Here is a 24,828-nt window from a genome sequence, read left to right on the forward strand (position 1 = left end):
CCTAACTGGCCTTTCTGCTCCGCCTCCCCGCCCGCAGGAAGGCCCCCGGCGAAGGCGTGACCCGCGGCGTCGGCACCGCGGCCCCGGCCAGGGCTTCCCGCAGGCTCCGCGCGCTGTCGACCAGGAAAGCGAAACCCCTGGCGGCTGTCTGCTCCACCCGGCCCTCTAGAAGGAAGGCGCCCTCGCGGTGGAGCAGGTCCCCGCACCTCTGGTATGCCGAACGGAAGAGGGTCGCCTGCAATAGGCCGCTTTCGTCTTCTATCAGGAGGAAGTACACCCGGTGGCCGCTCTTTGTCGGCGGGCTCTGCAGGCACTCTATGAGGCCCGCGGCGCGGGCCCGGGTGCCGTGGGGAAGTCTCCTTATCTCCTCGCTCGAAACCGCTCCCAACTCTCTGAGCGCCGCCCGGTAGGGCAGCAGCGGATGCCTGCGGGCGTTGAGGCCGAGGACCTCCCACTCCATCTTTTCTCGGGCGGTCTCGGCAAGGGGCAGGTGCTCGATGCCCCTCCTCTCCCGCGTCGTCCACCAGCTCGCCGGGTGCCTCAGGGGTATCTCCGGCTGCTCCCCGCGCCTCCGCTTCTTCGGTAGGGTCATGGCCTCGTCGAGCAGCCGTGACCGGCCGGGCTCTCCTGGTAGATCGTCCAGAAAGCCGCCCTTGATGAGGTTCTCCAGCGAGTCTTTCTCGACCGCGGTCCTCCCGTACAGGTCGGTGACGGAGGCGAAAGGCCTTTCGCGACGACCTGAGAGGATCGAAGATATAGCCTTCTCCGAGAGGCCCTTGCAGTAGCGGAGGCCCACGCGGAGCGCGGCTCCGGCTTCGACGGCGAATTCTGCTTCGGAGAGGTGGATGTCGGGTGGGAGCACTTCGAGCCCGATCCTGCGCGCCTCGTTCAACAGCAGCCTGGGGCTGTAGAAGCCCATCGGCTGCGAGTTTAGAAGGGCGGCGAAGAACTCGGCCGGGTAGTGGGTCCTCATGTACGCCGATGCGTAGGAGAGCTCGGCGAAGGAGGCGGCGTGGGCTGCCGAGAAGCCGTAGACGGAGAAGCCCTCCATCCAGGAGAAGACCTCGCTCGCCCTGACGGCCGTAACGCCTTTCTCGCCCGCCCGGTCCAGGAACTCGCGGCGCAGCCCGTTCATCGCGCCCGGGCCCCGGTCTTTGGTCATGGCGCGGCGGAGCATGTCCCCCTCTGTGAGGGAGAAACCGGCCACGGCGTTCGCCACGGCGAGGACCTGCTCCTGGTAGACGAGGACGCCATAAGTCCGGCGCAGCACTTCCCTTAATTCGGGTAGGATCTCCGCGCTCCGTCCTTCTTCGTTCTTCCTCTGTATAAAAGGGGTTATGAGGTCTCCCCTGACGGGTCCGGGCCTGAAGAGCGAGATCTGGGCCACAAGGTCCGTGAACTTCTCGGGCCGGAGACGCCGGCTCAAATGCATCTGACCCGGGGACTCGAGCTGGAACATCCCGGCGTTCCGGCCGGTCCTGATGAGCGCGTAGGTGTCCCCGTCCTCGGGCGGCAGGTCGTAGGGGTCTACCTTCCGGCCCGTTCTCTTCGTTGCGAGGACGCCTGCCCTGTGCAGCGCGGTGTGCATCCTCAGGCCCAGCAGGTCGAGCTTGGGGATGCCGATCCGCTCCAGGTCGTCCTTGTCGTACTGGCAGCGCAGCAGCCCCTCCTTCCCCGAGGGCTCTAGCGGCACGAGCTCGGAGAGGTGGCGCTCGGCCGTCCCGAAGACCATCCCGCCGCTGTGCGTCCCCGCCTCCCTGACGCGCCCGAGGAGACCCGCCGAGAGCTCCAGAAGGAGCCGGTATCTCTCCACGTCCTGCAAGGGGTGGTTCCGCATGGCCGGTTCGGAGAGCGCCTCCTTCCAGCCGTCGAGGCCCGCGTAGACCCGGTCGCGGTCCCTGAAGCGGGTAGGGACGTGCCGGCTGAGGTCGTTTATCTCGCCAGGCTGGTGTCCGAGCGCGCGGGCCGCGACCCTCACCGCCCCCCGCAGGGACATGGTCTGGACCGTGGCCGCCTCCGCGGCACCGCTCCTTTCGTGGCGCCGGACCATCTCGAAGCGGACCTCGTCGCGCCGGAGCGAGCAGAAGTCCAGGTCTATGTCCGGCGGGTCTTTGCGACCCTCGTGCATGAACCGCTCGAAGAGGAGCCCGTTGCCGAACGGCTCGGGCTGGGTCAACTCCAGACAGTACGAGACCAGGCTGTTCGCCGCGCTCCCCCGGCCCGTCACCGGGATGCCTCTGGAGCGCGCGATCTCCCGCGCCTCGCACGCCACCAGGAAGTATGGCGCGAACCCCAGCTTCTCTATGCACCCGAGCTCTCGCTTTAGCCGGGCCGCCACCTCCCCGAGCGTCGGGTCTTCGCCGGCCTTCCCGTAACGCTTCCTCGCCCCCGCGAAAGCCATCCTCCTTATAGTCCTCCACGCCGAAGATCCCCGCGGGACCCTGGCGGCCGGCACGTGTACTCTCCCGGAGAGGTCCACCGCGCCGGCGCAGCGCTCCGCCACCGCCGCGGCGCATGCCAGGGCCTCCGGGCGGTCCTCGAAGAGCCGGCGCATCTTTTCGGGAGTTTTTAGATAGAGCTGATCTGTCGGCCTGTACTCCGGCCCCGGCAGGCGCGAGAGGTGCGAGGCGGCGACGAGGACCTCGTGCAGGCGATGGTCCCCCGGCCGCAGGTAAGACACCTCGTTGGTCGCCAGGACCGGCAGACCTCTTTTCCGGGCCAACGCCGCGACCTGTCCCATCCTTCTTCGGCTGCCGGCGGTCCCGTCGTCCGTGAGCTCCACGAAGACCCCGTCCCGCCCGAACGCTTCCCCCAAAAGGTCCGCGACCCTCTCCGCGCGGGCGCCCTGACCGGAGAGAACGAGGCGGGGGACGAGGCCGAAGGGAACGGCCCCCGTCAGGCAGACGAGACCTTCGGCGTGGTCCAGAAGGGTCGCGAGCGGGCACGCCGGTTTGCGCCTGTCCCCAGACGAGCACCTGTAGGCCGTGATGAGCCTGCAGAGCGAGCGATACCCTTCCATCCCTTCGGCCAGCAGAACCAGGTATCCGCCGCCTTCGATGCAGATCTCGGCCCCTACGATGGGAGATATACCCGCCTCCCCGGCGACCTCCAGAAAGCGCGGGATGCCGTACAACCCGTCGCGGTCGGTGAGGGCGAGGGACCTCATCCCCATGCCGGCGGCCTCCTCGACCAACTCCTCCGGCGTCGCCGTCCCGTATCCGTAGGAGAAGCCGCTCCTTACGTGCAGGTGGACGAAGTGGTGGGAGGCCATCAATCCAGCACCCCGACCACGAACCAGCCGCCTTGCTCCCGGGTGAGATCCGCCACCGTTCCGTCGGAGAGGAGCACCCTGGCCGTGGTCCTGTCGGCCGCCCTGTCCTCGTCCCACCACCACCCGACCTCCCGCCAGCGAACGAGACCCTCCACGATCCACGCTTTACGTGAACGCCCCCGGCCCGAGGTCCGCGTGACCCGCACGCGACCGCGGAGGTTCTCGACCTCGACCGGCTCCCGCCTGACGCGGGCGGCCTGTCCCCCGGTCCCGGCCAGCTCCGAGGCCCGCGAGAGCCACGGCGCCCGAAGCAAATGCTCGACGACCGCCCGCTTCGACCCGCTGGTGGGAAACAACGGCTCCTCGAACCCATCGGGCCTCGCCGGGTAGGCGTGTATCTCGGCGACGCTCGCTTCCAAGAGATCCTCCTCCCAGAGCGCCGGCAGCCGAGCCAGGGGTGGGGAGGACCCGCGCCGCCCGGTATAATCCGGACGAAGGGCGTCCTCGCCTCCTCAAACCCCCGAAGACCGCTACTGGTTGGTCGCCGTTCGGTCGCCGGGGCCCGGGGTGGGGGCGCTCCTCTATTTTTCTTTCACGCTACCACAAACTATTGTTTGCGGTCTAGGGCAAGATCCGCTAGAGTGTTCCCGCGGCACGGCGACAGAGGGAGCGGAGATGGTCCCTGAGAACTGGGGGAAGAGGTTGGAGATGCTCCGGCACCTGGCCCGCCTGGGCGCCGGGGGGGGCGGGGCGCCGACCGTGCGCGAGCTGGGGGAGGCCGTCGGGTTGCGGAGTTCCCAGACGGCCTACAAGCACCTCAAGAAGTTGGAAGAGGCCGGCTACGTCGAGCGGGAGGGCGCGTCGCGGAGGGCGCGGGGCATCAGGCTAACGGGGAAAGGTTGGGAGGTGGTCGGGGAGATGCCGCTGCTCGGGCGCATCGCCGCTGGTCGCGGGCTGGAGGCCGTGGCGGCCGTGGACGGGGCGTACTCGCTGGCCGCCGAGCTCGTCGGGTCCCGTTCGGGGCGTCGGCGGTACCTGCTGAGGGTGGTGGGGCAGTCCATGATCGGGGCCCACATAGCCGACGGTGACCTGCTCGTTGTCGAGGAGGACGAAGACCCGGCGGACGGCGAGGTCGTCGTGGCGCTCTTGCGGGGCGGGGAGGAGGTAACCGTAAAGAGGATCTTCCGCGAGAGGGGCGAGGCCGGGGAGTTCGTGAGGCTCAGGCCCGAGAACGGGGACCACGAGGACCTCGTCGTGCCCGCCGAGGAGGCGGAAGTCCAGGGGCGCGTGGTCTACGTCGTCCACCCGCCGCGGGGAAGACGTCCCTGAATCGGCCCGCTCCGGCTTCGCCTCAGCTTTCAGCGGTCGGCTTTTTTGCCCTCGCTGAAAGCTGACCGCTGAAAGCTGAAAGCTGGCGTTCTGCACGGAGCTGCCGTAAAGTGAGAGGACTAACAAGCATCGTTTTCTTGGCGATGTAAGCTTTGTGGCGTTGGTGCGTGGGTTTGGGGCTGTCTTCGGGGGTGGCCGCTTCCGTAAAAAGGGTTTAGGAGGGGTTTTGGCTGGCACTGAAGATCGCGGGGTTTTGGGCGGTGGGGTCAGTCGCTCCCGTTTCCTGAAGTTGGCGGGCCTTGGGGCCGGGCTCTCGCTTTTCCCCGGCTCGCTGCTCCCTTCGGGGGCCGGCCTGGCGCAGACGGTGGGCGGGCCGGCCATCTTGAACGACGGCAGGTATCCGATCGCGGCGTGGTGGCCGCCGCCGCCCGTGCCAAACACGAACCCCGATCCCGCGTCGGAGACGGCGAGGCGCTACGCGGAGCTCGCCGGGGCGAACTTCAACACCGTCATCGGCGGCAACGGCGTGAGCAACGACAGGGCGAACAGGCTCGCCCTGGAAGCCTGCGGGCCGAACGGCCTGCGGCTCGTGCTCGACGACGGCAGGCTGCGCAACGCCATCGAGGGCACGGCCCCCGCCCAGGCCGCCCGGGCGGGGGGACAGGAGGAGCCTGAGGGCGTGTTGCAGGCCCTCAACGAGCAGGATTCCGAGCAGGACGTGCGGGCGCAGGCGGCCGCCGACCCGGCGGCGATCACGCAGAGGATCCAGGAGCTTCAGGTCAGGTTCGGCAACGGCCAGTACCCGGCGCTCGCCGGCATCTTCCTCTACGACGAGCCGGGCAGGAGCCTGTTCCCCACCCTCCGGTTCGCCAGAGAGGAGGTCGAGCGGGTGTTCGGCGGCGAGGAGTTGCCGTACGTGAACGCCTGGCCTTCCTACGCGTCTCCCAGCAACGCGCTCGAAGCCCCGTCCTACGAGGCCTACCTCAACTACTACATGAACGAGACGCAGTATCCCAACTCGGCCATCGCCCCGCCTTTCCTGAGCTTCGACCACTACCCGCTGTTGGCGAACGAACGGACCACCACAGACTACTTCTACAACCACGCGGTCATCAGGCGTTTCGCGCTCCGTTTCGGGGTGCCCTCCTGGGGGTTCGTGCAGAGCATGGGCTTCGACGGGCGGGGCATCGGGCTCGCGCCGCGCCGGTCGCCCGACGAGGCAGAGCTCTTCTGGCAGCTCAACGTGGCCCTCGCCTACGGGGTGAAGGGCATCCAGTACTTCACCTACTGGACCCCGGCCAGCGGCAACGGTATCAGGTTCGGCAACGCCCTGATCACGCGCGCCGGCCAGCGCACTTTTCTCTACAACTACGCCCAAAGGGCGAACGAGTACCTGCGAAGGGTGGGCGCCGTCCTCTTGCCCCTCACCTCCACCTCCGTGACCCACGCCAACGAGCCAAAGCCGCCGCGCGGCGCCCAACCCTTCAGGGGAAACCCTTACGTCAGGGCCGCCACCGGGAGCGCGGTCATCCTGAGCTTCTTCAACAAGCCGGGTGCCCCCTCCGAGCGGTACATGCTCGTCGCGAACCGCGGCCCCAACCGGGCGGCGAAGGCCCGCCTGACCATCTCCAACCTCGTCAGGGGCGTGGAGGTGTTCGACCCCTCGGCCGGGGCGGACGGCGCGTTCGTCCAGACCAACCTTGGCGGGACGCCGCCCCAGTACCTCTACCCCGTAATCTCTCCCGGCAGGGCCCGCCTGTACCGTCTGCGCACCGGCTAAATCGCCCCGCAGACCGCCAGCAGAAAGCGTCAAACCGGCCATCGCTCGGGCGAACCGACCGATGGAATAGAGGGCTTTGCAAGTAGAATTATTGGCAGAAACAACACGTCGAAACACGGGCAAAAAGCGGGGAGGCGGTAGGGGTTTGGGCGCGCGAGGGGCATCTTTGAATGGAACCGCGATCAGGGCCGAGGGCCTCGTCCGGCGGTTCGGGGAGAACGCGGCGGTCGACGGGGTAGACCTCTCCGTAAAGCCGGGTGAGATCTACGGCTTCCTCGGCCCGAACGGGGCCGGCAAGACCACGACGGTCAGGATGCTTGTTACCCTGCTGTCTCCGACTGCCGGCCGCGCCACGGTCGCCGGACGGGACGTCGTCTCCGAGCCGCACGAGGTCCGGCTCCGGATCGGGGTGGCGTTGCAGGAGGCGGCGCTCGACGCGCAGCAGACGGGCGCCGAGATCCTGCACCTCCAGGGACGCCTCTACGGCCTGACCACCGGCGAGACCAAGCGCCGCCTCGCCGAGCTCGGCGAGCTCATAGACCTCGGCGACGCCCTCGACCGGCGCGTCGGCGGCTACTCCGGCGGGATGCGCCGCCGCCTCGACCTGGCCGCCGCCCTCGTCCACAACCCGGACGTCCTCTTCCTCGACGAGCCGACCACCGGCCTCGATCCCGTAAGCCGCCAGAAGGTCTGGGAGGAGGTGAGACGCCTGAACGATGAACTGGGCGTCACCATCTTTCTCACGACCCAGTACCTGGAGGAGGCGGACCGTCTCGCCGACAGGGTGGGCATCATCGACGCGGGCCGCATCGCCGCCGAGGGCACGCCCGAAGACCTCAAGCGCTCCGTGGGCCAGGACATCGTCGTCGCCCGCACCCGCGGCGAGGCGAACGGCGCGGTCGAGAAGCTGCGCGGCCTGGAGGCTGTCGAGAGGGTGGACGTCCACGGCGAGGAGCTTACCGTCGCGACCCCCGACGGCCCGCGCGTAGTCGGCAAGGTGGCCGTGGCGCTCGAAGAGTCGGGCGTTGCCGTGGAGAGGCTGACCCTCCGCACCCCGACCCTCGACGACGTCTTTCTGGAGGTAACCGGCAACAGGCTCGGCACGGACGACGGCGCGGACACGGACGAGGAGGGACGATGACAGGGGCCAGCATCGAAGTGGGCGACGGGCGCGTCGGGGCGCGGCCAGCGGGTTTCTGGCGGGACCTCGTAAGCGTCGCGGGGAGGGCCCTGCGGGCCATACCACGCGAGCCGGAGGCGCTCATACCGGCGCTCATAGTCCCGATCTTCTTCTTCGCCGTGAACGTCGGGGCGCTCGCGGACATCTCCTCGTTCGCGGGCGTCGAGGACTTCGAGGCGTTCCAGTTGCCCGTCGCCATCGTCTTCGCCGTGACGGGCATCTCCAGGGCGTCCGCGCTGGTCACGGACATCCAGTCCGGCTACTTCGACAGGCTGCTCGTCTCCCCCGTGAGCCGCTACAGCCTGCTGCTCGGCCTGATGGCCGCCGACCTCGTGCTCGTCATCGCGCTCTGCGTGCCTGTTCTCGTCCTCGGCTTTATCCTCGGCGTCGGCTTCGCGACCGGGCCCCTGGGCGTGCTCGCGTTCCTGCTTCTCAGCGGTCTCTGGGGGCTCGCCTTCACGGGTTTTCCCTACGCCATCGCGCTCAGGACCGGCAACCCGGCGGCGGTCAACTCCTCCTTTATCCTGTTCTTCCCCTTCGCCTTTCTGACGACCACGTTCTTGCCGCAGGAGGCGCTGACCGGCTGGCTCGCCACCGTCGCGGACTACAACCCCGTGACGTACCTTCTGGCGGGACTGCGGGCCCTGATCTCCTCCGGCTGGGTCCTCGCCGACCTCCTCCCCGCCATCGGCGCCGTCGCCGCGGTCGGCCTCGTCTCGTTCTACCTGGCCTTCTCCGCCCTGCGTGCCAGGGTCCGAAACTAGCGGATACGCCTTGTCCGCCATCCAGGAACAGGCCGGGCGCTGGTCCTACGACCGCCAGCGCCTGGGACACAGATCCCCCGACGTGGAGGCCGCCCTGCGGGCCGTCGTCGGCGTGTACAGCTCCCACCCGTCGGCCCCGCTCTCGCTACGCGCCCGCGCGAAGGGCTTCACCACGGAGGCCTTCAGGCGTCTGGACGCCGATCGGCGGGCGCTCCGGCTGCCGGCGATGCGCGGGTCGATCCACCTCCTCCCGCGCGAGACGGCCCACCTCGCTTTCCGCGCCGCCCCCGAGCCGCCGTCGGGCCTGAGGCAACGCCTCAAGTACTTCGGCATCGCAGAAGATCGCTACCCCGAACTGCGCGAAGCGGCGCTCGCCGCGGCCGACGAACCGAGCACGGCCAGGGATCTCGGCCAGAAACTGCGCGAGGCGACAGGCTACGATGGCAGCCCGACGCCCGTCCTGAGCGGCATGGCCCGTGAGGGCGTCCTCCTGCGCGTCGGCGCCGAGGGACCGCGCTCCAACGCCCTCCGCTACGTCGCCACCCAAACCTGGCTCGGCGACGACCTGCCCGCGGCCGACGCCGACAAAGCCCTCGCCTGGCTCGCCGGCGAGTACCTCCGCGCCTTCGGCCCGGCCCGGCCGGAGGATTTCCGCTGGTGGGCCGGCGTCTCTAAAGGCCGCGCCGCCGCGGCGCTAGAGACCGTGGAGACCATCGAGCTCGAAGACGGCCACCTCCTGCCGTACCAAGACCTCCAGGCTTTCGAGGCTGCCGAAGGCCCCGGTCCCGACGCCGTGGACGTCCTTCCGAAGTGGGACTGCTACACGATGGGGTACGCCCCCGATGGGCGGGAGCGCTTCGTGCATCCGGACGTGCGGGGACGCGTCTACACACCGGCCGGGGACGGCCTCGGCGTGGTGCTCGTGGGCGGGACGGCGGTCGGGGCCTGGGAGGCGCGGTTCTCCGGCAAGGTCATGGAAGCGCGGCTGGATATGTTCGAGCGTCCCGGCGCGCGTTTGAAGAGAATCCTGGACGGCCGGTTCGGGGAAATAGCGGTCTTGCTAGGCGCGCGCGAGATCCGTTTTGCCTGATCCCAAACGGCGAACGCGCTCACCCGTCCCAAAACGACCCGGCAGTAAAATACGCGGGTGAACTACACGAACGGCGCAGGGGGTGGGAGGTGCGAGTTGTGCGGCCGGCCCGTGGAGCGGCTGACGCGCCACCACCTCGTCCCCAGGACGCGCCACAAGAACAAACGGAACAAAAAAACCTTCGACCGGCGGGAGATCCACCGCACCGTCGGCCTCTGCCCGCCCTGCCACCGGCACATCCACACCGTCCTGGACAACAAAGATCTCGAACGCCACTACAACACCCTGGAAGCCTTGAGGTCACACCCCGAAGTCGGGAAGTTCGTAGCCTGGATCGGCAAGAAACCCCACGGCACCACCACGGTTGGCCGCCACCGCGACCCCCGCTAGGAACGGAGCAGCCCGACTTGGACCGACTCCCCGTGACGCCGCCGGACGTCGCGCGCGTGAACTATTTCACGCGAATCGCCGCCCGGAGGTTTCGGATTGCGAGAGTGTGGTACATATATGCAGTAAGAACATAGAGGAAGCGATCTACTTCAACGGAGGCAAGACTGATGGCTACTACTACGAACATTGACAAGATGACCCGCACTGCGCGGGAGATGACGGAGGCCCAGCGGGATTCTTACGAGGCCCTCGCGGAGAGCTTTACCGCCTCCCAGCGTCGGAGCGCCAGGCTGGCCCAGGACGGGCTCAAGTTCTTCAAGCTCCAGGAGGACAATGCCAGGGCGGCGCAGGAGTGGTTCGCCAACGGCGTGCGCCTGATGCAGCTCCAGCAGCGCAACGTCAGCTTTGCCCAGGACTGGTTTGGCGGCGGCGTCGAGGCCCTGCGGGACCAGGCGGAGCAGAACCTCCGCACGGCGGACGTCTTCGCGCGCAGCGCCCGCAAGCAGCAGGAAGGTCTACAGGCGCTCGGCCGCGAGTGGGTGGGGGCCTACCGTAACTTTTTCTCCCCCTTCGCCTACGCCCGGGAAGGCCTGAGGACCGCCCAGAAGGCCACCGAGCAGGGGATCCAGGCCACCCAGCAGGTCGCCCAGCAGGGTCTGCGGGTTGCCGAAGAGACGGCCGGACAGACCGAGAAGGTTCTTCGGGAGACCGTCGAGGCCACCCGTGAGGCCGAGCTCAGGACTGCCGTCTACGGCGCCCTCAAGACCCAGAGCTATGAGGATCTCAACGTCGACGAGGTCTCCAAGAGGCTCGACGGCCTCTCCGCCGGGCAGCTCAAGCAGGTGCGGGAGTTCGAGAAAAAGAACAAGAACCGCGAGACCCTCATCGAGCAGATCGACCGCAAGATAAAGGCCGCCTCGTAGCTTAGGGCGCTACCGATACAGGTATGTGAGGGCCGGGGTTCAACCCCGGCCCTCTTTTTCGTTGGTCGACCCGGCAGGCGGGGCGTTCATCAGCCTAGAGCGGTCAGCTATCAGGCCGCTCCGGCTTCGCCTTCGCTCTCGGCCTTCAGTTTTTTGTCTTTGGCTGAAAGCCGACCGGCTGACAGCTAATAGCCTCGCAAACCGCTCTAACGCCCGGGATACGGCCCGTAGCCGCGGAGCATCCACACCTCGGGCACGACCTCGGCGACGACGCCGCCTTCGTCGAACACCCTGACGGTCGAGCTCTCGGAGACGGCGACGGCCACTGTTCCCGTGTTTCTCGAGATGGAGGCCGCCGCCATGTGGCGGCTCCCGAGGCCGAGGGGGATGTCCAGGTTCCGCGAGGCCGCGTCGAGGTAGCGGGCCGCCGAGACGACGACGCCACCGTCGGAGACCACGAAGGCGCCGTCGAGCTGGGCGAGCTCCTTTATGGTTTCGCGCATGTCGGGGTCCTTGACGCGTTTCTTGTCGTCCGGGTGGCCGGTGAGGGGGTCGAGGATGAGGGGCCTGGACCTGACCAGGACCTCCTCGTGGTCGCCGACGGTGAACAACGTCCCGATCTTGCGCCCCTCCCGGCCCTCCCGCGCTATCTCGACCGCGAGCTCGACCACCTTCTTGAGCGTTCTGTTGTCGACGCCCCTCTCCTCGGAGCAGATCTCGGCGATAGGGTCGTCCAACCCGTCCAACAGGCTCCCCGGCCCGACGCGCCGAACCGCGCGGTCCTCCCCTCCGTCAGGGCGGTCAAGCTCCCCCTCGACCGCTTCGAGCAGAGCCTCGAACTCCAGGGGGCCGTTGTACGGAGCGCCGTTGAGGAAGACGCCCGGCGTGCCGCGCACGCCGCTACGTTCTCCCGCGAGGCGGTTCTCCTGGACCCGTTCGGCGTGGCGGTGCTCCGCGAGGTCCCCGTCGAAGCGCGCGAGGTCGAGCTTTAGCCTCACCGCGTAGGAGCGCAGGTCCCCGTCGGACAGGTCATCCTGGTTCTCGTAGAGTAGGCCGTGCATGGGCCAGAAGGCGCCCTGCGCTCCGGCCGCCTCTGCCGCCTCGGCCGCGCGCCTGGCGAGTGGATGGACGGAGTCGAGCGGGTAGTGGCGGAAGACGAGGCGCACCTTCCCGTCGGACCTCTCGACGAGGTCTTCGAGGACGGGCCTGGCTTTGGCGCAATAAGGGCACTGGTAGTCCCCGTACTCGACGAGCGTCACCGGCGCGTCGGCCGGCCCTATTGCGTGGTCTCCACCCTTCGTCTCTGCCACCGTCATCTTTCCTCCGTCCTGAGGTCCGTATCTTGCAGGGTCTTGTCTCCCGACCTACCGAGGGCGTAGATGGCCGCCCAGAGCAGGAAGAACCCGACTACCTGCCCTGCGTTGATCCCCACGCCCAGCAACGCCCAGTTCAGGGCGACCGCGGTCGCCGGGAAGGCGAGCTCCGCGAGCGTCGCGTGCGAGGCCCTCGTCGAGGAGAGGCCACGATAATACAGCAGGAGGCCCAAAAGACCCGGGATCAGGGCCAGCAGGACCAGCCTCCCCGGCTGGGACCCGAAGCCCGCGCCAAGCTCTCCGAACGCCCCCTGGGCCAGCGCTATAACCGTCAGGGGCGCGAGGGCGAGCAACAGCCGGGCGCCGGTCAGGGCGTGGAAGGGGACGTCCCGCAAGACGAACCTCCCGAGCGCCGTCGAAGAACCCCACAGCGCCGCTGCCCCCACCGCGAGCAAGGCCCCCGACGCCGCCTCCGAGCCGAGCGCTGCGAAGGGGCTCAGGTTTCCGAAGGAGACCAGGTAAGCCCCGACGATGGCCGCGGCGAAGAGCGGCCAGTAGGCGGGCTTCAGGCGTTCCCCAAGGACGAGGTGAGCCGCCCCGATCGCGAAGAGCGGCTGCGTCTTTTGCAGGAGTATGGCGACCGTGGGATCTCCCGCCGCGAACGCCGCCGTAAAGAGCAGCGTGGCCAGCGCCGACCCGCCCCACCCGATGACCAGCAAGGCGCCCCAGCCCCTGACGCCGAGCCTTCCAAGCGCGCCCCATCCGAGCGCCACGGCCGGGACGGAGTAGAGCAGCAGGATCAGGTGCTCCCCAAGCACGATGGCCGCGGGCGACATCTCCCCGAGCAGGGGCACCCGCAGCACCCCGTCCGTACCCCACAGCGCCGCCCCGAGGGCGACCAGCAGCACGCCTGCGCCGACGCCTGCCCTGCCGGAATAATTCGCGTGCCAGTGGCGGGCGATCCGGGCGGGCATCTACGCCGGGAGCAGCCTGAGCGTGGTCGGCAGGACCTCTTCCCGCAACATCGCCGCCGTCGGGCCGGGGTACGAGGCCCCGTACTTATCTCGGTAGGCTGCGCTGACCTTCTCGATGGTCGCCGCGTCCGTCTCGGGCACGGCGCGCACCAAAATCCGCCTGTCGTCCACCCGGAGCGCCGCTTCCCGGTTCGCCGAGGCCTCGCGGTACCAGCGGCCCTTCTCGCCGCGCACGGAGCGCACGAAGACGGTGTCGTCGACGACGACGGCCCAGATCACGGCGCCGGGAGATCCGCCCCCGCCGGTCTCGACGCGGACCTCCTCGGCCTCGTCGAGCACCTCCAGCGTCTCCCTGTCGAACTTATCCATAACGCTCCTCGTGGACTATCTCCGAGAGCGGCTTGCGCGCCGGGGCCCCGCGCCCCCGACGGGCCTCCTCGTCCGGGTAGCCGAGGGAGATCGCGGTCCGCACCGTCCGTCCTGCCGGGATGCCGAGGAGCCTCTTTGCTTCCGCCCTCCCCTCCCGGACGAACCAGCCGATGCCGGAGCCGACGCCGTGGGCCCAGGCGGCGAGCATGATCCTCTCGCACAGCCGTCCCTCGTCGTAGGCTTCCTGCTCTTCCCGCTCCCCGGCCATGACGAGCACTATCCCGAGCGGCGCGTCCCTCAGGTGGCCCGCGTAACCTCTCACGCCGGCCAGGGCGTCGAGCGCCGCCCGGTCCCTGACCACGACGAGCTCCCAGGGTTGCCTGTTCGAGGCGCTGCCCGAGAGGCGGGCGACCTCCAGGACGTCGTCCACGACCTCCCGCGGCACGGGCTCGTCTCTGAACTCTCGCACGGCCCGCAGCGAGCGCAGGAAGGAGGCGTGGTCACCCGGTTTTTCTCTCCCGGTCACCGCCCTACCTTAACCCATTTCGGCGAGCATCTCGCGGGCCTTCTCCGGCCCCATGGGGACGTTGTAGATGGGGGAGCCCGGCTCCTGTCTGCGGCTCCCGGCGAGCGTGCCCGTGTCCACGGGGGCGAAGCCTATCTCCTCGATCAGGCCGGAGACTACCCTCTTTGCCTCCCCGTCGTCCCCGGCCACAAAGACGACTTCCCGGTCCTCCAGCGGCGCGTCGGGACGGCCGTTGTCCCGCAGCCTCTCGTAGTAGATGGTGTTGAAGGCCTTTACGACGCGGGCCCCCGGGAGGTGCCTCTGGACCAATTCGCTGGACGCCAGCCCATCGTGGTCTATCTCCCCGTCGCGCCCGGGGTAGTAGTTGGACGCGGTCACGAAGATCTTGCCCGCGAGCCCTCCGGCCGGCAAGCTTTCGTAGAGCCCGAAGGGGATGGCCTCCATCACGACGTCCCCGAACCCGGCCGCCTCCTCGACGGTGGCGGCGCGGGCGTTTGGCCCGATCCCCCGGACCAGCTCGCCCAACGTCTCTGGCCCGCGCGAGTTGCTGACGGCTACCCTGTGGCCGGCCGCCGCGAACAGCTTCGCCGCGTTGGCGCCGATGTTGCCCGATCCTATGACCCCGATGTTCACTTTTCTTTTTTCTCGGGCTCTTCCCGATCTTCGAGGTACAGGACCGGGTCTTCCGTGGGATCCGGGCCGTTCTCGTCGGTCTCGCGGCCAAAGAGGCGTCTTGCCTCGGCCCGCGTCACGCCCGCGCCCCGTCTAGCGCCTCGTCGAGCTGGGCCTCTATGCGGGCCTTCGGCAACGCGCCGACGACGCGCCCCACCTCTTCGCCGTCCCTGAAGACTAGCAGCGTCGGGATCGAGTTCACCCCGTAGCGCATCGCCACATCCGGGTTCTCGTCCACGTTGAGCTTGAAGACGCTCAAGCTGTCGGCCCTCTCCGTGGAGATCTCATCGACTATGGGACCCACCTTGCGGCAGGGACCGCACCACGCGGCCCACAGGTCCACCAGCACCGGCTTCTCAGACCCCAGAACCTCAGCGTCCCAACCCGCCGTTCCAACCTGCCTCACCTCGGACATCCGACCGCTCCTGACTCTCTAGCCAAACTCGACACCCGCAGATTATGCTCCCAACTCCCCGGATAGTCAAACAATCGCTTGTGTGTTTGACTATTTGACCGAGACGGGTGTGAGAAGTAAGATAGGTTTCATGGTGGAGAATGCGGGACAAGGCAGGCGGGGGGTGGATCTCGAGCGTCGGGCGAAGGTTTTCGCGGCGCTTTCGGACCCGAACCGGTTGAGGATCGTGGAACTGCTCAGGGAGCGGGAGGAGTTGTGCGGCAAGGAGGTTGCGGGGGCTTTGGGTATAAGCCTCTCGCTCTACTCCCACCACGCCCGGGCGCTCAGGGAGGCCGGCATCATCACGCGCCGCAAAAGCGGGCAGACCGGGTATTGTTCCCTGGACCGGGAGCTGCTGGCGGACGCCCTGGGGCCCCTCAGCCGCTAGGGGCTTGTGTTACGGTTCGCGGGCGGCCTCTTTCGGGGCCGTTGACGTTGCGAGAGACACTTTCGGCACGACAGACGGAGGTGCTGGATCTTTACGACCGAACAACCGTCCGACAAGACGGAGAGGGAGCACGCCTACCCGGGCGACCTGGCGGCCTTCGTGCGGGAGCGGTGGGCAAGGTACCCGGACGATACGGGGGACTCGGACGGCGGGGAGGGGGCGTTGCCGGAGGCGTCCGTGATGGAGGCTTTGCTTTCCACCTGTTACCAGGCGAGCCTCTTGCGCGAAGAAGAGCGGCCCGTGATCTTCCGCATGATCTTCGCCTCCCCCGAGGAGTTTCCGGAGGGCGATGGCCCGCCAGAAGGGCTGCACCGGCTTGAGTTCGACAAACCCCGCCCCTTCGACGAGCATGAGCTCAGGCGCCTCTCCCCGGCCGCCGACTTCGACCGGTCCCTGATCGGGGTCTCGCACGACGACGACGGGGACCTGAAGGTCTGGGGCGTCGTCCACTCCGGGCCGCGCTGGCTCAGGGGCGTGCAGGGCGGGCGGGAGCCTTCGGCGCCGCTGCCGCCCGTGCCGGTCGTCGAGGTAGAGGGCCCCGGGCGTCTGCAGGTGAGGAAAGGCTCCGTCTCCATCGCGGAGCTGGAGGCCGGCCGGCTCGGCGACTCGTACACCGACGTCTTCGCCAGCTGGTGGCTCCCCGAAATGTTCGCGCCCGTGCGGGCCGAGCTCGTGGAGCTCCACGAAGAGGCGCGTCGGGAGGCCGCCTCCGTCGAGGAGCCGTGGGCGCCGCTCGACCACGACCTCTCGCGCAAGGTGGCCCAGCAGATGTTCCGCAGGCTCGTCTCGACCGTGCGCGACGCGCGCCACGGGGGCACCATTATCATAGTCCCGCCGGAGAGGGCCGATGAGGTGCTCGCGGGCAGACGCGTCTCCCTCAAACACGCGTTCGTGGACGGCGAGCCCAGGCGGCGTTTTCGGACCCTGATCGTGCGCATAATGAACCGCCTGGCCCAGTCCCACGGCAGGGGCGAGGAGGCGGCCTACCCGAGGGCGGTCGGGTGGGAGGAGTACGTCTGGAGCGAGGACCGCGAGCTGGCCGAGCTCGACGAGGCGATCTTCGAGTTCGCCCACCTCGTCGCGGGCCTCGCCGCCGTCGACGGCGCCGTCGTGATGACCCGCCGCTTCGAGCTCCTGGGCTTCGGGGGTGAGATATCCGGCGAACTGGAGCCCGTCCAGACCGTCCGAAACGCCCTCGACCTCGAAGGCGAGAGCACCATAGAGGAAGGCACGCAAGGGGTCGGCACCCGGCACCGCTCCGCCTACCGCCTGGCGGGGTCTCTCCCGGACGTCCTGCTGGTCGTGATCTCCCAGGACGGCGACGCCCGCTTCGTCAGGGATAAAGACGGCGCGGTGACGTGCTGGGATCAGGCGTAGGGGGCGGTTCGGGAACCGCCCCCTACGCTCGGAGATCAATACTCGCGGGGTTCTGGTCCACGTACTCGCCGTTTGGGACGGATGAACGCCGTAGCGACGGAGAGCGCGGCCATAAAGGCAAAGGCAGGCCTGAGGCCGGATTCTCCCACCGTCGCGCCCACGAGGGCGGGGCCGACGACGCCCCCGCCTCCGAAAAAGAGCAGGGCGGCGCTGAAGCCGGACGAAGGCCGCTCGCGAAATGCGGCCGAACTCCACAAAGACAGCAGCGCGCTCATGAACATCGTGCCGGCCCCAAAGAGAACCGCCGAGGCCATCACGGCCGGAAGCAGAGCCGGCGCCAGGCCGAGAAGCCCGGCCGCGATGCCTACGCAGACGAGCGTCACGCAGAGCGTACGCCGCAGCCCGAAACGGGCCACCGTGTCCCCGGTGAGAAGTCCGGCGAACCCCGAGGTCCCGAGGGTCGCATAGAGTAGCGGTCCCGTTACCGCAGGGGGGCCGGTCGCGCCGGAGACCGCGTCCACGGCGAAGGACCAGTACACCGCGTTGACCACCCCGAAGCAGAACGCCACGACAAACAGCGGCGCGGACGCCGGGCGCCAAAACCACCGCAATCCCGGCCGATCCACCGCCCGCCCGTTTCCCGGGAACCCGGTGCCCCGCGGAAGGAGCGCGGCGTTGGACACCGCGGCGGCCAGGGCGCCCGCGGCGAAACCGAACCAGGCGGTGCGCCACGGGAGCCCGTGGGTCGTCGCCGCCAGAGCGGCCAGCCCGGCGACCGCAACTCCCAACGTCGTGCCCGTGCTTATGACCGAGAGTACCCTGTCCCCCGAAGCGGCCGGCACCGTCCGTCCCACGGTGTCGTTGTACGGTGCCCATGACCAGCCCGCAGCAGTTCCGGCGATGACGACGCCCGCAGCCAGAACCGTCACGCTATGGGAGAACGCCACCAGGGCCATCCCCACGCCGGCCGAGAGGAGCCCGATCGTCACCGGCAGACGCGGGCCGTTCCTGGCGGCGAGCAGACCAACGGCGAGCAACGCAGCCAGATAACCCACGTAGAGCCCACTCGCTATGAACCCGAGCATCTGCGTGGACAGCCCGAACTCTTCTCGTATCTCCGGCAGGAATAGACCGTAACCGTTGCGGGCCGGACCGAAGGTTACAGCCGTGGCGACGAACCCGGCGAAGCCCAACCGCCTCGATGCGCCCACCGCTACGGGTTCGCGCCGGGCGGGATCTCCGCGAAGAACCCTGCCAAGATCTCCGCCACCCTCCCGGGCGCGTCCTCCATCACGAAGTGCCCTGCACCAGCGACGAACCGCAGTTCGGCACCGGGTATCTTCCTTACCAGGGCCTCGGCCTGCGAAGGATGGAGCCACGCGTCCTCCCCGCCCCACACCACCAGCACGGGCGCCCGAACATCTCCCAACAGCCGCTCGACTTCCGCGGTGTCCCGCTCTATGAGCGCCTCGTCCTTTCTCAGGTACGCCGCCTGACCCTCCGGCCCGCGCCACTGCGAAAGGTAGGCCTCTGATACTTCCCTGTCCATCTTACGGCTCGTGGTCCCTTCCAGGCGGGCGGCGACGTATGCTTCGAAGACTTCTGTCGGCATCGTCCGGTAGGCGCCCAGATGCTCCCTGACGTGTCTCAGCGCAGGCGTTCCCCACGGCGTCAGGACCACCGCGTCGAGGAGCGAGATCTTCCTGAAAGAAGTTCCTTCGAGAAGGTGGGCCCGCAAAACGATCCCACCACCTATGTCGTGCCCCGCTACCGCCGGCTCCTTCAAACCCCACCGCTCGACGAGCCCGGCCAGCACCCTTCCCTGCGCGGCTATGGAGATGTCCTGACCCTCGTGCCTCTCGGACTTCCCGAAGCCCGGCAGGTCGTAAACGTAGACCGCGTGACGCTCCGCCAACCGCGAAACCACGCCCCGCCAGATGTGCGAACGGCTCGGAGTCCCGTGCACCAGGACCACCGGCGAGCCCTCCCCGAAGACCCCGTAGGCCACCTCGCCGACATCCGTCCGTACCCGATTCTCAAGCCTCAAGCCACCCTCCACTACCGTTCCTCCCGATTCCGTATTAGTTACTGTCAAATACTTTATGGTAGTAACTAATACCGGTCAATAGTTTTAGAAGGTAAAATCTCGGTATGGAGAGAAAACGTCAAGAAGGTCGGGACCTCGATGGCCTGAGGTTGAAGCCTGCGCCGGGACCGTTGGCGCTGGTACAGGGTTTCGTAAACACAAGGAACGTTATGCACGACTACGACTTGTTGGAGGGTACTCGGGAGGCGGCCGCCTGGCTGTCCGAGCGGGATCTATTGGATAAGGGCGTCCCGTTAGAAAAAGAGGAACTGGCCCGGCTGTTGGTACTTCGGGAGGGGTTGCGGGAACTGCTCCTGGCCCACAACGGGGGGAGCGCGGAGAGAAGCGTCGAGATCCTGAACGAGTTGGCGGAAGACGCGCTCCTGTGTCTACGCTTCGACGAGGAAGGCAAGCCCGACCTGTTGCCGGCGGGCTCGGGTACCGCGGCTGGCGGGGTGACGGCCCGTCTGCTCGTCGCGGCGGTGCGCGCGTCGTCGGAGGGAACCTGGCGGCGGCTCAAGGTCTGTCGCAACGAGGACTGTTTGTGGGCCTTCTACGACGGCTCCAGGAACCGCTCGGGCAGCTGGTGCACGATGGATGTGTGCGGTTCCAGGGCCAAGATGCGTGCCTACCGGCAGCGCAGGTCCTCCTAGCCGATACGGAGATCCTACTATCGGCGTTGGCTTTACAGGTGGTTACGCCACGAGTGATCCGGGGCGTACCCGAGCAAGTCTCGGGCCTTGTCTATCGAGAGGAGCGTGTCGAAGTTTCCGGTTCCGTCTTTCAGGGGAACGCCGGGGAAGACCTCGGCCATCAACTCCGCGTTGGGCCGGTTCATTACCGTATCGGCCGCCGCGATGATGAACGCCTCCGCGCCGGTGACGTCGGCCTCGAGGCCCACGCGGCAGCTCTGGGCAACGTCGCGGGCGTCCACGTAGCCCCACAGGTTCCACTTGCGGAGCATCGGGTCGTCCCAGAAGCCGGGGAACCTCGCGTAGTCGTGGGGCTCCATGATGTTCGAGAACCGCAGGCCCACGAACGGGATGCCGCCCGTCCGGTTGAGCTGGCGGGCCATCTCTTCGGAGAGGACCTTCGAGAGAGCGTAGCTGGACTCCGGGTAGAGTGGGTGTTCCTCGTCTATGGGCGCGTAAAAAGGCTTCTCGCGGTCGAACGGGAGTCCCAGGGTGGTCTCGCTGGAGGCCCAGACCACCCTTTCGAGCCCGAGAGAGACCGCGGCCGAGAAGACGTTGTGGGTGCTCACGGTGTTATTGCGGAACGTCTCGCCCTCGGGGCGGCGTCCGGGGGCCGGGATCGCGCCCAGGTGGACCACCGCATCCGCGCCGGTCAAAACCTCGAACGTTTGTCCGAGGTCCGTGAGGTCCACTTCGAGGGAGGGGCAGAGGTCTTCTTTCGGGGGAAGCAGGTCAACGTTTAGGACCTCGTAGCCGTTCTGGAGGAGGTCCCGGATCACCGCCCGCCCCGCCTTGCCGCTCCCGCCCGTTACCACGACGTTTTTCACGTTCTACGTTCTCCTTCGTCTTGGACCGTATCCACGTCTCGCAAAGAGCTCCGGGCGCTACACCCCAGAGAAGGCGCCGAAGCCCCCGTCAACGGGTACGACCACGCCGGTCACGAACCTGGCGGCCGGGGAGCACAGGAAGATCAGGGCCCCCACCAACTCGTCCGGCTCCCCGAATCGTCCGGCCGGCGTGTGGTCCACGATCTGCCGTCCCCTTTCGGTGAGGCCGCCGCTCTCGTCGACGAGCATCGCCCGGTTCTGTTCCCCGAGGAAGAAGCCTGGGGCCAGGGCGTTGACCCGCAGGCCGGCGCCGTACTTGCGCGCCAGCTCCACCGCCGTCCAGCGGGTAAAGCTCTCGACCGCCGCCTTGGCCGCCGAGTAGCCGACGACGTTGGTGAGGGGTCTCTGCGCCGCCATCGAGGAGACGTTGACGATGGAGCCTCCGGGGTCGGTACCCTGCGCCATCGCCTCGCCGAAGACCTGGACCGGCAGCACGGTCCCGATCAGGTTGAGGTCAAAGACGCGTCGCAAAGCCTCCTCGGGCAGATCGAAAACCTCCATGCCGCCGGAGACCGTGGCCTCGGGAACGTTGCCGCCGGCGGCGTTCACGAGGATGTCCGGCCCGCCCCAGCGCCCGACGAGCGCGTCGCGGGCCGCCTCCAACTGCCCGCGGTCGAGGACGTCGGCGGGCAGCGCCATCGCCTCCCCGCCCGCCGCCTCTATCTCCGCGACGACCCTGGCGGCCCGTTCCTCGCGCCGTCCCAGCACGCCGACCTTCGCGCCGGCGCGGGCGAGGCCGCGGGCCATCTCGCCGCCTAAAGTACCCGTGGCGCCGGTGACGGCCGCCACCCTGCCGGAGAGGTCGAAAAGCCCGCCAAGGAACGCCTCCGTCATCGGGTGCTCCTCACTGGCTCCCCTTCGAGGTTGTAGGCGCGCCTGGCGAGGCCGTAGGCGAAGTCGTGGGCCATCTCCCCGGCGTCCTCCTCGTCTATGACGCCGGTGATGAGTTTTTCGGCCAGCCAGTCGCACGTCACGCGGCGCCAGACGTCGTGGCGGGAAGGGATGGAGGCGAAGGCTCGGGTGTCGTCGTTGAAGCCCGCGGTGTTCTGTAGGCCGGCCGTCTCGATCACGGCGTCGAGGTAACGGCGCATCCCGAGCGGGCTGTCGTAGAACCACCACGGCGCCCCAAGCAGCATCGCCGGGTAGTGCCCGGCCAGGGGCGCCAGCTCCCGCGCGTAGGCGCCCTCGTCGAGGGTGAAGACGACCAGCCGGAAGCGCGGGTTGGAGCCGAAGTCGTTGAGCAACTCCCCGAGGCCCCGCGTCCAGTCCGCCCTGACGGGGATGTCCGCGCCCGAGTCGGGCCCGAAGCGTTGGTGGACGTCCTCGTCGTGGTCGCGAAAGCTGCCGATGTGCATCTGCATCACGAGCCCGTCCTCGGTGCTCATGCGCGCCATCTCGTGGAGCATGTGCGCCGTGAAGCTCCCGGCGTCTTCTTCCGTGGCCTCGCCGCGCAGGGCCCGCGCGAAGATCTCCTCCGCCTCGTTTTTGGGAAGACGCCTCACGAGCGGGTAGAGGGCGCTGTGGTCCGTGGCGAGCGCCCCCATCTCTTTGAAGAAAGCCCTTCGGTCCTCCAACGCCCGCGCGAACGAGCCGTAGTCAGTTACTCCCACGCCCGAGGTCTCGGAGAGCCTCTCGATGTTGTCCATCCAGTCCGGGTGGGCGAGGTCCGTGACGCCGTCGGGGCGGAAGGTCGGGCGCACGGTATCGCCCCAGCCCTCTTCGCGCAGGGAGCGGTGGTGCTCCAGGGCGTCGCCCGCGGCGTCGGTCGTGCAGAGCGTCTCGACCCCGAAGCGCCGGAAGAGGGCGCGCGGGGAGAACTCGGGCCTGGAAAGCTTCTCTTCCAGTTCGTCGTATAGCCTCCGGGCGTTCCCGGCCGAGGGTTTCTCTGTCATGCCGAAGACGTTCGCGAGTTCGTCGCGGAGCCAGAGGCCCGTGGGGGTGGCGCGGAAGAGGTGGAAGTTCTCGCAGAAGCGCTGCCAGACACGTCGGTGGTCCGTCTCTACCGGCGTCCCGTCCCTGGTCGGCACGCCGAGCCCCTCCATCGGGACGCCGCGGCTGTAGAGCATGCGGTAGACGTAGTGGTCGGGGATGATGAAGAGGTCGGCCGGGGTGCCTAAAGTCGCGTCGGGGTCGGAGAGGAGTGCCGGCGGGACATGGCCGTGCGGGCAGACGAGCGGCAGGTCTTTTACCTCTGCGTAGAGTTCCCTGGCCGCGGAGCGCCGGGACGGCTCCGGGTCGAAGAGACGGTCGGGTGAGGGGGCGTGGACCGGACCTGCGGTCTCGCGCGCGGCGCCCACTATGCTTCCTTCCTGGCGTCGAGCGCGGGGTCGAGGGAGACCCGTTCCCCTTCGCTGGCGGCGCGGTAGATGCCGAGTATGATCTCGACGGCCTTGCGGGCCTCTTCGCCTGGTATGGGCGGCTCCGTGCCTTCGCGCAGCGCCGAGAAGATCGCGCGCAGTTGCCGCTCGTGGGCGGCCCCGAAGGGTTCTTCCGGCGCGTCGGGGAAGGCGGCCAGCTCCCCGGCGGAGAGGACCTCCTCCTCGCGGGCAGGACGCCAGTCGGTCAGCCGGGACCTCTCGAAAGTGGCGCCCCCTTCTGTGCCCCGGATCTCCACCTTCAGCGGGTAATCCGCGTGGGTCGAGGTGGTGCCCTGGATCGCGCCCAGCGCCCCGCTCGTGAAGCGCAGGGCCGCAGATGCTACGTCCTCGGTCTCTATGTCGTGGGTGAGCGTGTCGGCGTAGGCGCAGAGGCTCTCCACGGGACCGAGGAGCCACTGCAGGAGGTCGACGGCGTGGACGCTCTGGTTCATCAGGGCCCCGCCGCCGTCGAGGTCCCACGTGCCCCGCCAGCCGCCCTTCTCGTCGTAGTACGCCTGGTTGCGATGCCAGTGCACGAGGGCGTTGCCAAGGACGGGACGCCCGAAGAGCCCCGCGTCGAGGGCCCGTTTCAGGCGCAGGGCCTCGCGGTTGAAGCGGTACTGGAAGATCACCGACAGCGTCACCCCGGCCTCGCGGGTGGCCCAGATCATGCGGTCCAACCCTTCGAGCGTTACCGCCATGGGCTTCTCCGTGATGACGTGCTTTCCCGCTTCGGCCGCGGCCACGGCGGCATCGGGGTGCATCCCGGAAGGCGTACACAGCACCACCACGTCCACGTCGTCTCTGCCGAGCAGGGCCCCCGCGTCGGCGTGCCACCCGGCCCCGTTCTCCCCGGCGAGCGTCCGCCCCGCCTCCTCCCGCGGCTCGGCGACCGCCACCAGGCGGGCCTCCTCTATCTCGCCTATTGCCCTGGCGTGTACCGCCCCTATGGTCCCCGCCCCGACGATGCCTACCCCAAACTCCGCCACGCTTCTCCTCTCCGTCTATCGGTCGGTCTACGCTCCCGCGTCCGCCACCGGCCAGCTCAGATCCTCCCCGCGCCGGCCCTCTCCAGGAACGTCCGGACGAAGCCCAGGTTGTGCCTCAGGGCCTCGCGGCTCGGGCGGGCGTCGCTGAAGTCCTCGATCACGAGCCACCCGTCGTAGCCGACGCCCTCCAGGGCCTCGAAGACCCCACCGAAGTCCACCACCCCGTCCTCCAGCGGCGACCAGCGGGGCCTCCACACGCCGCCCCCCTCTGGCCGCTCGAATGCGGCGTTCTTGATGTGGACGTGCGCCAGGTACGGGCCCAGAAGCTCAGCGCCGATGCGGTAGTCCTCGAAGCCCTCCTGGGCCATGTTGCCCGGGTCGAAGATGACGCCAACGAGGTCGGGATCGAAGGCAGAGACCAGCCTGTGGGCGAGCGAGGCGCTCGGGCAGATGGTCTTGTGGTGGATCTCCACGAGCGCCTTGACCCCGTGCGACCCGGCCAGGTCTTCGACCCCCCTCAGGAACTCCTTAGCCACAGAGAACAGTTCTTCGTAAGAAGATCCATCCGGGGCCCCGACGCCCACCCGCACCTGCGGGGCGCCCGCGGTCCGGGCGAAGCGCATCGCCTCCTCCGCGGCTTCGATGTCGCCCACGGCGACGTAGGTGCCGATCCCTGGCACCTCGAGGCCGGCCTCCTCCGACACGCGGCGCGCCCTGCTGGCCTCCTCCTCCGTGGGCGCCAGGGTGCAGAGGTTGTTGCCCCAGAACGAGGGCTCTTCGTATCGGACCTCGTCCGGGACGCGGGTGACGCGCCACTCCACGCCGTCGTAGCCGGCGTCCTTTATCTCGCGCGCGGCCTCCTCGGGCGTCAGGTCCGGCAGACCCACCGTAAAGACTCCTACCTTCATGAACCTCCTCTTCGGCTCTCCGATCTACAGCTCTTCGGGCCCCGCCTCG

General features: G+C 68.4%; 26 protein-coding genes. 10 read left to right on the forward strand and 16 right to left on the reverse strand.

Annotated elements, in window-relative coordinates; genetic code table 11:
- Position 1: 1 nt before the first annotated feature.
- On the reverse strand, positions 2-3,271 hold the full coding sequence (locus GBA63_RS01990) for a DNA polymerase III subunit alpha (protein ID WP_166172985.1): 3,270 nt from the start codon (positions 3,269-3,271) through the stop codon (positions 2-4).
- Positions 3,271-3,690, reverse strand: coding sequence for a hypothetical protein (locus tag GBA63_RS01995; RefSeq protein ID WP_166172987.1), 420 nt, complete (start codon positions 3,688-3,690; stop codon positions 3,271-3,273). Before GBA63_RS01995 ends, GBA63_RS01990 begins: the two co-directional genes overlap by 1 nt.
- Before the next feature lie 256 nt (positions 3,691-3,946).
- Between GBA63_RS01995 and lexA the strand changes: the two genes are divergently transcribed.
- The 7 genes from lexA to GBA63_RS02030 all read left to right on the forward strand — a co-directional run bounded on the left by lexA (position 3,947) and on the right by GBA63_RS02030 (position 10,727).
- The gene (gene lexA, locus GBA63_RS02000) at positions 3,947-4,600 is read left to right on the forward strand and encodes a transcriptional repressor LexA (RefSeq protein ID WP_166172989.1); all 654 of its coding nucleotides are present in this window, start codon (positions 3,947-3,949) and stop codon (positions 4,598-4,600) included.
- A gap of 226 nt (positions 4,601-4,826) precedes the next feature.
- Positions 4,827-6,380, forward strand: coding sequence for a hypothetical protein (locus GBA63_RS02005; protein WP_166172991.1), 1,554 nt, complete (start codon positions 4,827-4,829; stop codon positions 6,378-6,380).
- Between the two features lie 166 nt (positions 6,381-6,546).
- Positions 6,547-7,521: an ATP-binding cassette domain-containing protein gene (locus tag GBA63_RS02010; protein ID WP_166172993.1), complete on the forward strand. Its 975-nt coding sequence runs from the start codon at positions 6,547-6,549 to the stop codon at positions 7,519-7,521.
- The gene (locus GBA63_RS02015; RefSeq protein ID WP_166172995.1) at positions 7,518-8,324 is read left to right on the forward strand and encodes an ABC transporter permease; all 807 of its coding nucleotides are present in this window, start codon (positions 7,518-7,520) and stop codon (positions 8,322-8,324) included. The genes GBA63_RS02010 and GBA63_RS02015 overlap by 4 nt, the downstream gene beginning before the upstream one ends.
- Positions 8,325-8,334: 10 nt before the next feature.
- Complete coding sequence (locus tag GBA63_RS02020; protein WP_166172997.1) at positions 8,335-9,414, forward strand: winged helix DNA-binding domain-containing protein; 1,080 nt, start codon at positions 8,335-8,337, stop codon at positions 9,412-9,414.
- A gap of 57 nt (positions 9,415-9,471) precedes the next feature.
- The gene (locus GBA63_RS02025) at positions 9,472-9,804 is read left to right on the forward strand and encodes a hypothetical protein (protein ID WP_166172999.1); all 333 of its coding nucleotides are present in this window, start codon (positions 9,472-9,474) and stop codon (positions 9,802-9,804) included.
- Between the two features lie 167 nt (positions 9,805-9,971).
- Positions 9,972-10,727, forward strand: coding sequence for a hypothetical protein (locus GBA63_RS02030; RefSeq protein ID WP_166173001.1), 756 nt, complete (start codon positions 9,972-9,974; stop codon positions 10,725-10,727).
- A gap of 206 nt (positions 10,728-10,933) precedes the next feature.
- Here the strand turns inward: GBA63_RS02030 and GBA63_RS23055 are convergent, their stop codons facing one another.
- Genes GBA63_RS23055 through trxA form a run of 7 tightly spaced genes read right to left on the reverse strand, consistent with a single transcriptional unit; the run spans position 10,934 to position 14,996 of the window.
- Positions 10,934-12,043: a thioredoxin domain-containing protein gene (locus tag GBA63_RS23055; protein WP_207957028.1), complete on the reverse strand. Its 1,110-nt coding sequence runs from the start codon at positions 12,041-12,043 to the stop codon at positions 10,934-10,936.
- Positions 12,040-13,014, reverse strand: a complete 975-nt coding sequence (locus tag GBA63_RS02045) for a DMT family transporter (RefSeq protein WP_166173003.1) — start codon at positions 13,012-13,014, stop codon at positions 12,040-12,042. The genes GBA63_RS23055 and GBA63_RS02045 overlap by 4 nt, the downstream gene beginning before the upstream one ends.
- Complete coding sequence (locus GBA63_RS02050; RefSeq protein WP_166173005.1) at positions 13,015-13,383, reverse strand: DUF2255 family protein; 369 nt, start codon at positions 13,381-13,383, stop codon at positions 13,015-13,017.
- Entirely contained in the window at positions 13,376-13,909 is a 534-nt protein-coding gene (locus GBA63_RS02055) for a nitroreductase family protein (protein ID WP_166173007.1), read from the reverse strand. Before GBA63_RS02055 ends, GBA63_RS02050 begins: the two co-directional genes overlap by 8 nt.
- Positions 13,910-13,918: 9 nt before the next feature.
- Positions 13,919-14,542: an NADPH-dependent F420 reductase gene (locus tag GBA63_RS02060; protein ID WP_166173009.1), complete on the reverse strand. Its 624-nt coding sequence runs from the start codon at positions 14,540-14,542 to the stop codon at positions 13,919-13,921.
- Positions 14,539-14,661 carry a hypothetical protein gene (locus GBA63_RS23875; RefSeq protein ID WP_266096289.1) on the reverse strand — a complete coding sequence of 41 codons (123 nt, stop codon included), beginning with the start codon at positions 14,659-14,661 and terminating at the stop codon, positions 14,539-14,541. The genes GBA63_RS02060 and GBA63_RS23875 overlap by 4 nt, the downstream gene beginning before the upstream one ends.
- A complete protein-coding gene (gene trxA, locus GBA63_RS02065; protein WP_166173011.1) occupies positions 14,658-14,996 on the reverse strand; it encodes a thioredoxin in 339 nt (112 codons plus the stop codon). The genes GBA63_RS23875 and trxA overlap by 4 nt, the downstream gene beginning before the upstream one ends.
- Before the next feature lie 163 nt (positions 14,997-15,159).
- On the opposite strand from trxA, the gene GBA63_RS02070 reads away from it, so the two are divergent.
- Together GBA63_RS02070 and GBA63_RS02075 are read left to right on the forward strand one after the other, a co-directional pair.
- Positions 15,160-15,423, forward strand: coding sequence for an ArsR/SmtB family transcription factor (locus tag GBA63_RS02070; RefSeq protein ID WP_207957029.1), 264 nt, complete (start codon positions 15,160-15,162; stop codon positions 15,421-15,423).
- Between the two features lie 159 nt (positions 15,424-15,582).
- The gene (locus GBA63_RS02075; protein WP_166173015.1) at positions 15,583-16,860 is read left to right on the forward strand and encodes a putative sensor domain DACNV-containing protein; all 1,278 of its coding nucleotides are present in this window, start codon (positions 15,583-15,585) and stop codon (positions 16,858-16,860) included.
- Between the two features lie 35 nt (positions 16,861-16,895).
- Here the strand turns inward: GBA63_RS02075 and GBA63_RS02080 are convergent, their stop codons facing one another.
- Entirely contained in the window at positions 16,896-18,071 is a 1,176-nt protein-coding gene (locus GBA63_RS02080; RefSeq protein ID WP_166173017.1) for an MFS transporter, read from the reverse strand.
- 2 nt (positions 18,072-18,073) lie between these two features.
- Positions 18,074-18,907, reverse strand: a complete 834-nt coding sequence (locus GBA63_RS02085) for an alpha/beta fold hydrolase (protein ID WP_207957030.1) — start codon at positions 18,905-18,907, stop codon at positions 18,074-18,076.
- A gap of 104 nt (positions 18,908-19,011) precedes the next feature.
- On the opposite strand from GBA63_RS02085, the gene GBA63_RS02090 reads away from it, so the two are divergent.
- Positions 19,012-19,599, forward strand: a complete 588-nt coding sequence (locus GBA63_RS02090; protein ID WP_228282264.1) for a CGNR zinc finger domain-containing protein — start codon at positions 19,012-19,014, stop codon at positions 19,597-19,599.
- A 32-nt stretch (positions 19,600-19,631) separates the two neighbouring features.
- On the opposite strand, the gene GBA63_RS02095 is transcribed toward GBA63_RS02090, so the two are convergent.
- The 5 genes from GBA63_RS02095 to GBA63_RS02115 are packed head-to-tail and all read right to left on the reverse strand — an operon-like array spanning position 19,632 to position 24,779.
- A complete protein-coding gene (locus GBA63_RS02095; RefSeq protein ID WP_166173023.1) occupies positions 19,632-20,465 on the reverse strand; it encodes an NAD-dependent epimerase/dehydratase family protein in 834 nt (277 codons plus the stop codon).
- Positions 20,466-20,522: 57 nt separating this feature from the next.
- Entirely contained in the window at positions 20,523-21,359 is an 837-nt protein-coding gene (locus GBA63_RS02100; RefSeq protein WP_166173025.1) for an SDR family oxidoreductase, read from the reverse strand.
- Positions 21,356-22,822 (reverse strand): glucuronate isomerase, encoded by a 1,467-nt coding sequence (gene uxaC / locus GBA63_RS02105; protein ID WP_166173027.1) that lies wholly within the window; start codon positions 22,820-22,822, stop codon positions 21,356-21,358. Before uxaC ends, GBA63_RS02100 begins: the two co-directional genes overlap by 4 nt.
- Positions 22,822-23,871, reverse strand: coding sequence for a Gfo/Idh/MocA family protein (locus tag GBA63_RS02110; RefSeq protein ID WP_166173029.1), 1,050 nt, complete (start codon positions 23,869-23,871; stop codon positions 22,822-22,824). The genes uxaC and GBA63_RS02110 overlap by 1 nt, the downstream gene beginning before the upstream one ends.
- A 56-nt stretch (positions 23,872-23,927) precedes the next feature.
- Positions 23,928-24,779 (reverse strand): sugar phosphate isomerase/epimerase family protein, encoded by an 852-nt coding sequence (locus tag GBA63_RS02115; protein WP_166173031.1) that lies wholly within the window; start codon positions 24,777-24,779, stop codon positions 23,928-23,930.
- Between the last annotated feature and the right edge of the window lie 49 nt (positions 24,780-24,828).

Source organism: Rubrobacter tropicus (genome assembly GCF_011492945.1).
In the GTDB taxonomy this organism is placed as follows: Bacteria; Actinomycetota; Rubrobacteria; order Rubrobacterales; family Rubrobacteraceae; genus Rubrobacter_D; species Rubrobacter_D tropicus.